We start from the raw sequence: 11,414 nt of genomic DNA on the forward strand, positions 1-11,414 counted from the left end.
AGAATACACGCCTCGTAGGGGAGTTCCGGAACTTCACCACAGGGGTTCGTCGCTTCGATTTTCCCGAGTTCCGATATCGGGTTCTGTTCGTTGATCGTATCTAAGAAGAGAATCCCGGGGTCACCGGTCTCCCACGCCATCTCGGCGGTCTGGCTAAGCATGGCGTCAGGGTCCGCTTGCCGGACTGTCTCCCCGGTTCGGGGGTTCACGATGTCGTAGGTCTCCTCCGATTCGTAAGCATCCCAGAACGCCTCACCCGTCGCCACAGAGAGATTGAAATTCCGTAACACGTCTTCTTCTGCCTTGATGGTGATGAATTCCTCAATATCGGGATGGGTGATATCGAGTACACTCATATTTGCACCCCGGCGGCGACCCCCCTGCTTAATCTGCTCGGTCGCGGTATCGAATACCTTCATAAAACTCACTGGTCCGGATGCCACGCCACCGGTTTTCAGCACGACATCCCCTTCGGGACGGAGGTTCGAAAACGAAAAACCAGTGCCACCGCCGCTCTGGTGGATAAGCGCCGTTTGCTTGACGGCTGTAAAGATCGATTCAATCGAGTCCTCAATCGGCAGGACAAAGCAGGCAGCGAGTTGCTGGAGTTCGGTTCCAGCGTTCATCAGTGTCGGCGAATTTGGGAGAAAATCGAGATTGCTCATTACCTCGTAAAACTGTGCTTCGGTCGTTTCGACGTCGCCACCGAACTGTGACTCGGCCGCCGCGAGGTTTGCGGCGACTCGGTGAAACATCTCGTCCGGCGTCTCGACGACGTTCCCCTCCTTGTCTTGTCGCAGATACCGTCGATGGAGGACGGTCTTAGCGACGCTGTCGAGCGACCCCATACGTCTAGGTGCGTCTCGTGTTCTATTAAGACGTGACCCAAACTCCCGAAGCTCGCTCTGAAGCACCCACCCGGAACTGTGTGCCACTCCACTCAGCCGTCGGTACGGAGCGCCGTCACTTTCTCGATATTCCACACATCGCCCCTCTCATCTTTGGGTGTCTCTAGGACCATCGGTTTCTCACGAAGGGTGTCGTGGTTGACAAACTGACGAAAGCCCGCCTCACCGATTTTGCCCTCGCCGATGTGCTCGTGCTCGTCTTTCTCGGAGCCGAGCGGGTGTTTCGAGTCGTTGAGATGGAGATAGTGCACGTTCTCGATGCCGACGGTCGAATCGATCTCGTCGACTAGCTCGCCCATCGCTGCTTCATCGGTGAAGTCGTACCCTGCCGCAAAGAGATGGCAGGTATCGAGGCAAATGCCGAGGTCGCCGTACTCGTAGTCCGATGTCTTCACCATGGTATCGAGGTCTTCGAGTCGCTTCCCGACGGTGGTTCCCTTGCCGGCAGTGTTCTCCAACAGGAGTGTCACGCCGCTCGGTACGTCGATATCTGACAGTCGTTTACCGACGTTGTCGATGCCAGTTTCCTCGCCAGCGCCAGTGTGCGCGCCAGGGTGGAACACGTAGTACGGAATGTCCAGCGTCGCCGCCGCGTCGAGTTCATCTTGAAGGCAATCGATGGACTTGCGTGCGAGGTCGTCCTTCGGCGTTGCGAGGTTGATAAGGTACGTCCCATGGATGACCCACGGGCCGACATCCTGTTCGTCGGCAGCGTCTCGAAACGCGTTGGCCTCTGTCTCGTCGACCTCGCTGATAGTCCAGCCTCGAGGAGAGCCAACGAAGAGTTGACCACAGTTCCCACCCAGTTCTACCTCGTGTTCGACGGCCGCTTCGAAGCCGTCCGAGATCGAAACGTGTGCACCGAGCCTGAACATACTCAGATGTGGCGAGGCTCGCGGTTAATCTTTCGTGGGTGGTTCCCCGTTGGACCGCTCCGCCGCGCGAATGTATCATAACACGTGTCGGTTAATAATGCTAGATAATCCCATGCACATCTAAGTGTCTGGCGTACGGATTGAGACTGACTCATGAGCGAGTCAGATAACATCAGTGACGCGGTTCAGCGGGTTAGAGACGCCTTCGGGAACGTGGTTAGCGAAACCGAGGACGTGAGCGAGCAAGCGAAACAGAGTGTCGAGGAGGCCATTGACGATCTGGAACAACGGATCGAGTCACTCAGAGAAGGTGAATAACCGTACTGCTCTCGATACTGTTTCGTGGACTGTTCTCAAAGTCGAAAGCGCGGGCAATGGTGACCTATACGGAACACCACTCGGAGCTTGTGGCGGACATTTTCCCGTGAAACGACACAAGTTGTTTTGCGAGACCGAACGAAAGTTAGACTATGTACGAAGCTATCCTCGTCCCCACGGACGGGAGCGACGGGACGGAAGAAGCGATTGAACACGCTATTGACCTCGCAGGCAAATACGATGCAGAACTGCACGCGATTTACGTCATCGAAACACACGATATCACCTGGGTAGACCAAGCTGGAGATATTCGTGAGAAGCTCGAAGCAAGGGGAGAACGGGCCGTCAACAACGTCCTCGAACGCGCTGAGAGCGCGGATATCGAAGACATCGAAACCTCAATTATTGAAGGAAAGACGTATCGTGCAATTCTGACGTACGTCGACGACCGCGATATCGACCTCGTGGTGATGGGAACCCACGGCCGGACTGGACTAGACCGATACCTGCTGGGAAGCGTGACGGAGAAAGTTGTCAGACTCTCCGATATTCCAGTCCTCACCGTGCCGCTCCCTCGCGAGGGGGAGAAAGAAGCGAGTAGGGTATGAGATACAGCCACCCCGGTATCAGATAGTGAGGTAACTACCGATCCAATAAGCGACATAGAGAGCTCCGAGTACGATGGCTTCGGGCCGTTTGATCCGCCCCCGGTAGAGAAAAAAGCCGGTTGCGGCGGTTGCGATGAAAAATACGGGCCAGTAAAACGCCAGCACTGAGGGGTCGAGCGTAAATGCACGCGTGACTGCGAGGAGACCGATATTCCCTGTCGCGAAGAAAATCAAACTCCCGACAATATTGCCGACGGCGATGCTCGGCCGCCCTTCTCGGACCGGGGCTACGACTAACGTTACTTCTTCTACCGCCATCGCCATTCCGACGAATGTCATGCCGAACACCGTTTGGTTGAGACCGAACGCGGTCACGATTCCCCGTGCCCCACGGACGGCTAACTCCGATCCAACTACGATACCGACGACGAACAACACCGACAGCCCGAGATAGTACCACTCCCCATGTCCCTCGGATTCGACTTCCGAAACTGCTTTTTCGGCTTCTTCGTCCCGAAACGTCTCCCTCCCCTTTTCTTCTTCACGATATATGTAGCCAAGAATAAGTCCAAAGAAGGCGAGTAGGGCCACGCCGTCGAACCGAGATAACATCCCATCCAGGATGAACACGAGCAAAAGGAGGGGAGAGAGAAACAAAAGCGCCAGATAATCGCGGTCAACCGTCGTTTCGAACGGAGCGATGAATCCACCAATAGCGACTGCAACGCCGACGAGAAAGAGCCCGGACCCCAACGCGGAGCCGATTGCGATGCCCGGCAACTCGCCGAGCATGGAGGCAACACCAAACGCCCAGTTCTCGAAATCCAGCCCCGCAAAGAGAACCGCAAGAACGAACGTCGACAGCCCTGTCACCACCGCTGCTTTCGCGATGTTTTCGACGAGTTCCTCAACGCTGTAGATGATAATCACCACCCCGACGATAAACGCTCCGACAGCGAGAACAGGCGACGAAACAGCCATAATAATCCATTCTCACGTATCAGCATATAGTTGCGTTCGACAGGAGTCAACACGCTATAGTTGTATTCGACGGAGTCCACCAGCCTTGGTTCTCGATTATATAGTAGCGTTCGCAACTGGTGACACATCCGGTCGCACGACAGCGGCCGGTCGGGTGTGCACTGACTTGCAAACGCTACAATAGCACAATGATTACGATGCCGATAGCCAAGACGACACCAAGGACCACCGTTACGAGTTGACCGAGTTGTCGCGTCCCCAGCAGCCACGCGAGTCCGACCTTCACGAGAGTGTTCGAGATGGCACCGATGACGATGCCAGTCGTTGCAACGTCCGGAGAAATCGCGCCATCTGCTGCGAGCGTACTTAACGTGAGCGTGATTGCATCGACATCCGCAAGACCAGAGACAAACGCCGTCACATAAACACCCGACGCGCCGAACCACGAATTTGCGGACTTGGACACGAGGAGAACCAAAGCGAAGACGGCGCCAAAGAACAGTGCCGGTCGGAGCCGGAACGGGTTTTTGATGTTAGCTTCCATCTCTCTTTCTGTGGGAGACAACCAGTAGATGACACCCGCGACGAGTACTCCAGTGACCGTCATCGCTCCGAGTGGAACGGCGACACGAGGGAGCAGCGCAGGATTGACGACCGCAATCTCGACGAGCGCTCGCGGGAACATCACGATTGACGCGATGACTGTCGAAAACGCGCAAATTTGATAGAGAGTAGGCGTTTCCGTCGTCCGTTCGGCCATCGAAACAGTCGTCGCCGTCGAGGAAACGAACCCACCCAAGATGCCGGTCACGGCGAGGCTCCGTTTGGCCCCGACGGCCCGACTCAAAACGTAGGCGACGAAACTCAAGCTAGTGACGAACACGACCATGAGCCAGATAAACCGCGGATTGAGTCCAAGCAAAATATCGAGTCCCCGGTCGGGCAGCGTCGGGAGGATAACTAACACGATCAGGATGAACTTGATCGAGGCCCGACGTTCGGCCTCGTTGATCCGGTCGGCAAACCCGTGAATGGTCCCCTTGGCAGAGAGGAGAATCGTGATGACTCCACCGACAATGATCGCGAGCAGCGTTCCTTGCTCTGAATGGGTTGTCAAAGCTCCGAGAAGGAGCGTGAGGAGCGCAGCAGTCAGCGTCGTCAAACCGATATCGTGTTCGGTCCAGACTTTTCCGCCGTACGCGACAGTCAACGGAATGACGAGGGCAATCACTACGATGGGTAACATTGCTGGAAAAAACGCTTGGACGAGCGCACCAACGAGTCCGAACAGTGGAAACGTGCGACTGCCAGCGAACGTGCCGCCCGATTCGCTCTGTTCTCGCTCTAGTCCGATGAGTGCGCCAATACCGAACGCAATAGAGACGCGGAAGACGAGCACTAGTAGCGAGTCAGTAGCTGGGTCAACCATCCCATTCAAACTTCGCCGTACCCAGTTGTCAAACTTCGGGCGTGACAACCTGCAACCGTTGAGAATCTGCTATTGGGTGAGGGGACGAATAGCATCCACTGCTTTCTGTTTCCATCAGGTTCGGTGGAACAACGACCGGCATCGCATCGGGACTCTCTGGGCTGCGGTGGATGGGTAATCCATAGATAGCGACTCACAATGTACGTCGGTGATGGCTATCACAGCAGTCGAGAATACGCTTGCGAGGCGTGGAGGTCAAGGCGGTTTACCTGACGACTAATACGGGCGTCGGCGCGCGTCGTACCACTGCTTCGGCAACTGACCCGAGGAGCATCCGGACAACAAAAGAACGTCCATGGCTGCCGATCACGATCGTATCGACGTCGCGCTCTTCAGCGTATCTGATGATTTCGCGAGCGGGATCGCCGACTCGGATTGCCGTCGACACCGTTCGGTCATGTTCAGCGGCCATGTCCGTAGCGTTGTCAAGCAGTTTCGACGACCGGTTATGGGCCCGCTCTCGAAGTTCCTCAGTGCCGACTAGCGACTCCGCTCCGTACCTCTCTTCGACGTAGTCGATTACATGGAGGACAGTGATCTCTGTTTCCGGGTACGTCGTGAGTGCGTGTTCGAGAGCTTTCTCCGCGAGCGGAGTCGCATCGAACGCCACGAGGAGCCGCTCGATATCGGGCACAATGGGTCTTCGGTACGGAGGCTAAAAGAGAGTCCGGGGGGATGACTGGTACGAACGATGCAAGCGTATCCATGGGTGTAAGCGTATCCAGGCGAAGTAGGGAAAAGACGGCTACTATAGTAGCGTTTGCAACTGGTGACACATCCGATCGTACGATAACGGTCGATTGAGTGTGCAATGACTTGCAAACGCTACTATAGCTTGTATTAGAAGGGGAGCACAGTAATCACGACTGGAACGACGACCAGTGAGATCAGAAAGGCAACGAGATACCGTTGGTCCTCGACCAGTCGGGTATGGACGACGTCGATTGTTTCGAGGTACGTTGAGAACCCCAGTAGTATTCCCAACGTAATGAGAGTCCCAACGGCGAGTAGTGACACGACGAGCGTCACACCGTCTGGAGACTTTAGGACCACTGCGACTACAACCGTATCGAAGAGCGTGCCGATGTTTGCGCCCAGCACGTAAGGGGTGACCTCCCGCCGTTCAAGGTACCCGCGGTTGTAAAGCGGGACGATGACACCCAGCGAGAACGCGACACTCGTAGTGATGCTGGTGATGAAAATTCCCAAACCGAGAGCGACCCACTTGTGCTGAAACCGGCGGAAGAATCGCTGGCGAAGCCAAGCAGTGTTAACCCGCTTGAGTACTCGGTCGAAGAGATTGAGACCGGTAACCAATATGATTACGGCCACCACGAATCCAGGGGCGACACCGATAGTATCGATGAGGGTGGTTGTCATCGGCTCCAGCACCGCTAACGGCTGGGAGGATAACTCCAACCCCTCGCCCACACACTCAAACAGACCTCGAAGCCAAGGCAACAAGAGGTACCCCAAGATAGTCGCCGGTACATATACCGAATGGGTCAACAGGAACGTTAGCAGCCCGAGACTGATCGCTTCACCCACCGAGTACCGCCGTTTCTGGAGATAGTCCAGTGCGCCGATTAGGACCACAATGGCGGCGGCACCCAGACGCGACCCGGCAACCATTAAGAATAGCTGCGAGACCGTGACGACTCCTGTTTTGAACAGCGAAACTGACAGGGCTGCGATCACCGACCCGTTTGCCAGCGCATACGTTGCGATCCAGCTGACGCCAAGTGCTCGCGCGTCGCCAGCGACGTAGCGACCAAAGAGTTGCTGGAGAGGAGCCGCCGCCGCCTCCGTAACCGCTCCCAGTAAATGGATTCCGAACAAAAACATCGTCAGCGAGAGGATGCCGCCGACCCAATACGGACCAGACACACGAATCCGTTCCAATACCTGGTTCACGGTTCGATTTTTACGAACTCACGCTGGCGACAAAACAGTACGTCCCTTTTGCGTCTCCACCGAGAGAGACTATCGTTCAAATTGGACCGGAGTAAGGAATTCGTGGTCGTCGTCGAACGGCACGTAGTTATCATCGTTCGATACGCCTTCGTCGAAACACCCGTGGACAGACAGCAGTGGTCAGTCACCGTCCAATTCAAACGGACGTTCGAGCACGTACCTGTTTTCCGGGTGGGGTTCGTCGCCGATTATCGTCTCACGTTCATCGGCGTGTTCGAACCCGAATCGTTCGTAGAACGCGTTGCCGGGCTTGTTCTCTACGAGGACCATCGCGTTGATCCGTTCGATGCCCTGTTCGGCGAGGCCAGCACACGTCTGTTCGAGCAACTCACGTCCAACGTTTTCTCGCCGGTGTTCGGGGTGAACGTAAATCCGGAGGATGTATCCCTCCCCTTCGGTGTTGTTCCAAGTCGCGTGTGCGAAACCGATGACTGTGTCCTCGCGTTCAGCAACGAGAATCCGCGCCTGACTCTTGTGGAGTTCCGCTACAATCTGCTCAGGAGTGTACCAGTCGGTGACCGCCTCTTCGGCCGTTTCGCGGGTCAGAATCTCCGGATAGTCGGTTTTCCAGGACTGTTGTGCTATCTGAAGGATGGCGTCGGTATCGTCTTCGGTCGCAGTCCGGATAGACATGTGTGACCATAGCACAGGCACCCCGATAGTCCTTCCCCACCTTCGGCGAAGATGATAGTTCCGTCTTCGGCACCGAGACAGGGTACACGAGCCAGCAACTCATAGCTGAGGCGTGAGATGCTGGGTATATATCTCCACCCATGGCCCTATCTAACAAATTATCCTCAACCAACATGATAATATGACACCTGTGAGAAGTTTCGAGTATGGAAGTCGCAGTGATTGGCTCATCGATGACCAAGTTCGGTCAGCGGAGTGCCTGGATCCGTGAGTTGCTCTCAGAAGCAGGCCAAGCATGTCTCGAGGATGCGGGCGTCGCCCCCGCAAGTGTAGACCATCTGTACGTCTCGAATATGGCCAGTGGCGAGTTCGAAGGCCAGACGGGGGTGATGAACGCACTGGCCCATGATCTCGGAGTGATACCGGCCTACACCCAGCGAATCGACCAGACCTCTTCGTCCGGTGGGGCGGGAATCTACGAGGCGTGGCAGTCGATTGCCTCAGGAGTCAGCGAGATGACGCTGTTGGTCGGTGGCGAGAAGATGACCCACAAGACCACGGGCGAGTCAACCGATATCATCGCCTCCTGTACCCACCCTGAGGAGTACAAACACGGCGTGACGCTGCCGTCATTCGCCGGGATGACGGCCCGGAACTACCTCGAACGGTTCGACGCACCGCGGGAGTCGCTGGCCCGGGTCGCGGTCAAGAATCACAGGAACGGCGTCGACAACCCGAAGGCGCAGTTCCAGAAAGAGATCGACATCGAGACGGCTCTGGAGTCACCAATCATCGCTGATCCGCTCCGGTTGTACGACTTCTGTCCTATCACGGACGGGAGCGCGGCGATGATGTTTACGACCGAAGAACGGGCGCAAGAGATCACCGACGAGTATGCTATCGTCTCCGGTGTCGGCGGCGCAACGGACACACACGTCGTCCACGAACGTGATGACCCAACCGTGATGGGCGGCGTCGTCGAATCGAGTAAGCAAGCCTACGAGATGGCCGGCGTCGGACCCGATGATCTCGATGTGGCAGAACTTCACGACATGTTCACAATCCTTGAATTCCTCCAACTGGAGGGCATCGGTGTTGCGGACCACGGTGCCGCGTGGGAACTGGCGATGGACGGCGTCACTGCAAAAGACGGCGGCCTCCCGATCAACACCTCCGGGGGACTCAAGTCGAAAGGCCACCCGCTGGGGGCGAGCGGCGTTGCACAGGGCGTCGAGATATACGAACAGCTCGTCGGTGAGGCTGGTCCGAGGCAAGTCGAAGCCGACACTGCACTGGCCTGTAACGTCGGCGGCTTTGGAAATTGTGTCATCACTACCATCATGGAGGCTGCAAAATGACCCTGGAAGCTGGCAAGTGTCCTAACGGGCACGTCTCGTACCCCACGCACCCTCGTTGTCGGAAATGTGGTGAACCGCAAACGGAGACGCTCGACCTCTCGGACCGGACCGGGAAGGTCGTTACGTGGACTCACTCCACGGCGACCCCGCCGGGCGTCCGCCAGCCGAACACGATGGCGATCGTCGAATTCGAAGTAGACGGCCAGGCCGTCCGCGCGCTCGGGCAGGTAACCACCGACGACATCGAGACCGGTGATGTGGTCGAACCGGTGTATGTCGAAGAACTACGCGACCCAGAAGTTGGGATCAAAGCCCCCGAAAGTCAGTCCTGGGACGGCTATCGCTGGGACCCTGTGTAGTATTAGGGGTCCGGTGTAGCGACTCACTCGTGTCGTCTTTTTTACCACATGTCGCCTTGCCAGACCCAAATCGTTTGATGATAGCGTGCGATTAGTTATCATGGTTGACGCACGCGAATACCACGAGCAGACGAAACATTCTCCGGAGCGCGTCCGCGCCGACACGTTCTCACTCGATTTCGAGAACAAGCCGCGACCGTACAAGGTGTACGAGGGGCTGTCACAGATCTCGCTCGAAGAGTCGCGATACTCAGCCGACGAACCGGCACTGTCTGCGATTACTACCCCGCCACCCGAATCACGTGTGGATGTTGGTTCGCCATCGAACGGTGTCGGTCCGTCATCGGTCGATACCCAGTCGCCGTCAGTCGACACCCAGACACTCCAAACGCTCTGCCACTATGCGACGGGTGTAACTAAGACGCTGAAAATCCGCGGCAGGCAAACGCGTTTTCGGGCCGCTTCCTGTACGGGGAAACTCTATCACATCGATCTCTATGCCGTCACCGGTGCTGTCGATGGACTCGACCCCGGCGTCTACCACTTCGATCCGGAGTCCGAATCGTTCGACGTTCTTCGGGCGGGCGACTACCGTGGTGTGCTCGCACAGATGACAGACGACCTCCCGGCGGTTGCGAACGCACCAGTGACGTTCATCGCCACCTCCCAGTGGTGGCGCAATGCCTGGAAGTATCGCGACCGAACGTACCGTCACGCATTCTGGGATTCCGGGACGATTCTCGCTAATTTGCTGGCTGTTGCATCTGCTCTCGGTTATCGGTCGGTAGTTGTCTCCGGTTTCGCAGACAAACCCGTGACACGTCTTCTCGGTATCGACCCCGCGGAAGAATCCCCGCTCGAACTTATTCCGGTCGGGTCTGGAGATCCAGCCCCGGATGCACAGGCCATCGAGCATATCGACCCCGACGAAGAACCACTGTCGGACCACGTTGTCGACTATCCACTCGTCTCTGACGCCTGGCGACAGAGCAAACTCGAAGATAACGAGGAAGTCCGTGCCTGGCGTGAGCAATTCGTCGACGTAGGCGACCACGTGTTCGGAACACACGACCAAGGCGACGGCCAACTGGTCACACTCAACCCCGTTGACACTGAGACCGCATCCAGTCGTCCGGTCACGACAACCATCGAACGTCGCGGGTCGTTGCGCGAATACAGCCACGATACCATTAGCGACCGTAAATTCGCCACGGTCCTCGATCGGGCACTCGGAGAGGTACCAACCGATTGTGACGAGGACGTTTCGCACCTGGTGGATTACTACTGCCTCGTCCATGCTGTCGATAGCATCCCGAGCGGGGCGTACCAATATCATCCCAAACGAAACGTCCTCGAACGCCTCGGTGAAACCAGCCGTCGAACCGCTGGCCACCTCGCACTCGACCAAGGAGTAGTCGGCGATGCCGCTGCGAACGTGTACACCATGGCGGATGTCGACTCGATTGTCAACCAAGTCGGTAACCGTGGCTACCGGCTGGCACAACTCCTCGGTGGTATGAGCCTTGGGCGACTCTATCTCGCTACCTACGCTCATCGAACACTGGGTGGGCGAGGGTTCACGTTCTACGACGACCTCGTAACCGAGCATCTCTCGCCACGCGCAGCGAACCAGACGCCGATGACGCTCTTCGCATTCGGAAAGTCCAGTAAATGATTCGGAGGAGATAGCTAGGTCGTCAAGACTGTCTCGTGTTGGTCGCTCCTATTCTCGTGCCGCTCTTGTATCTACTCTCGTATCTATCCTCGTATCCATCCTGCTCGTCTAGTGCCGCGGTGCCGTCTGACACTTGTCAGGCCCCACTGTTTCCACTAATATGCTTACATGACGAGACGGCACTGTCGCAACCCCCACTCTCCCCCCACTATTTCCAGTAAAACCGAAAGAAACGG

12 protein-coding genes are annotated in these 11,414 nt (G+C 56.7%); 5 read left to right on the plus strand and 7 right to left on the minus strand.

The window, feature by feature from the left end; translation table 11 throughout:
• Both QT222_RS14335 and QT222_RS14340 read right to left on the minus strand, forming a co-directional pair.
• Positions 1–848: ribonucleotide reductase barrel domain-containing protein (locus QT222_RS14335; RefSeq protein WP_491477552.1), on the minus strand; the 848-nt coding region annotated here is incomplete at its 3' end.
• 92 nt (positions 849–940) lie between these two features.
• Positions 941–1,783: a deoxyribonuclease IV gene (locus QT222_RS14340; protein ID WP_491477553.1), complete on the minus strand. Its 843-nt coding sequence runs from the start codon at positions 1,781–1,783 to the stop codon at positions 941–943.
• A gap of 153 nt (positions 1,784–1,936) precedes the next feature.
• Here QT222_RS14340 and QT222_RS14345 point away from each other — a divergent pair, with 153 nt between their 5' ends.
• Entirely contained in the window at positions 1,937–2,101 is a 165-nt protein-coding gene (locus tag QT222_RS14345) for a hypothetical protein (protein WP_004060611.1), read from the plus strand.
• A gap of 152 nt (positions 2,102–2,253) precedes the next feature.
• A complete protein-coding gene (locus tag QT222_RS14350) occupies positions 2,254–2,709 on the plus strand; it encodes a universal stress protein (RefSeq protein WP_491477554.1) in 456 nt (151 codons plus the stop codon).
• Positions 2,710–2,727: 18 nt separating this feature from the next.
• Here the strand turns inward: QT222_RS14350 and QT222_RS14355 are convergent, their stop codons facing one another.
• The 5 genes from QT222_RS14355 to QT222_RS14375 form a co-directional block, all read right to left on the minus strand.
• Positions 2,728–3,690 carry a sodium:calcium antiporter gene (locus QT222_RS14355; RefSeq protein WP_491477555.1) on the minus strand — a complete coding sequence of 321 codons (963 nt, stop codon included), beginning with the start codon at positions 3,688–3,690 and terminating at the stop codon, positions 2,728–2,730.
• Positions 3,691–3,865: 175 nt separating this feature from the next.
• Positions 3,866–5,119 (minus strand): MgtC/SapB family protein, encoded by a 1,254-nt coding sequence (locus QT222_RS14360; RefSeq protein WP_004060614.1) that lies wholly within the window; start codon positions 5,117–5,119, stop codon positions 3,866–3,868.
• 265 nt (positions 5,120–5,384) lie between these two features.
• A complete protein-coding gene (locus QT222_RS14365; RefSeq protein ID WP_004060615.1) occupies positions 5,385–5,813 on the minus strand; it encodes a universal stress protein in 429 nt (142 codons plus the stop codon).
• A gap of 206 nt (positions 5,814–6,019) precedes the next feature.
• The gene (locus tag QT222_RS14370; RefSeq protein WP_491477556.1) at positions 6,020–7,093 is read right to left on the minus strand and encodes a sodium:phosphate symporter; all 1,074 of its coding nucleotides are present in this window, start codon (positions 7,091–7,093) and stop codon (positions 6,020–6,022) included.
• Between the two features lie 180 nt (positions 7,094–7,273).
• Positions 7,274–7,867 carry a GNAT family N-acetyltransferase gene (locus QT222_RS14375; protein WP_491477558.1) on the minus strand — a complete coding sequence of 198 codons (594 nt, stop codon included), beginning with the start codon at positions 7,865–7,867 and terminating at the stop codon, positions 7,274–7,276.
• 125 nt (positions 7,868–7,992) lie between these two features.
• Between QT222_RS14375 and QT222_RS14380 the strand changes: the two genes are divergently transcribed.
• From QT222_RS14380 to QT222_RS14390, 3 genes are all read left to right on the plus strand, one after another.
• A complete protein-coding gene (locus QT222_RS14380) occupies positions 7,993–9,144 on the plus strand; it encodes a thiolase family protein (RefSeq protein WP_004060618.1) in 1,152 nt (383 codons plus the stop codon).
• Positions 9,141–9,503, plus strand: coding sequence for a Zn-ribbon domain-containing OB-fold protein (locus QT222_RS14385; protein ID WP_004060619.1), 363 nt, complete (start codon positions 9,141–9,143; stop codon positions 9,501–9,503). The genes QT222_RS14380 and QT222_RS14385 overlap by 4 nt, the downstream gene beginning before the upstream one ends.
• A gap of 100 nt (positions 9,504–9,603) precedes the next feature.
• A complete protein-coding gene (locus tag QT222_RS14390; protein WP_491477557.1) occupies positions 9,604–11,178 on the plus strand; it encodes a SagB family peptide dehydrogenase in 1,575 nt (524 codons plus the stop codon).
• Positions 11,179–11,414: the final 236 nt, after the last annotated feature.

Source organism: Haloferax sp. s1 (assembly GCF_058382125.1).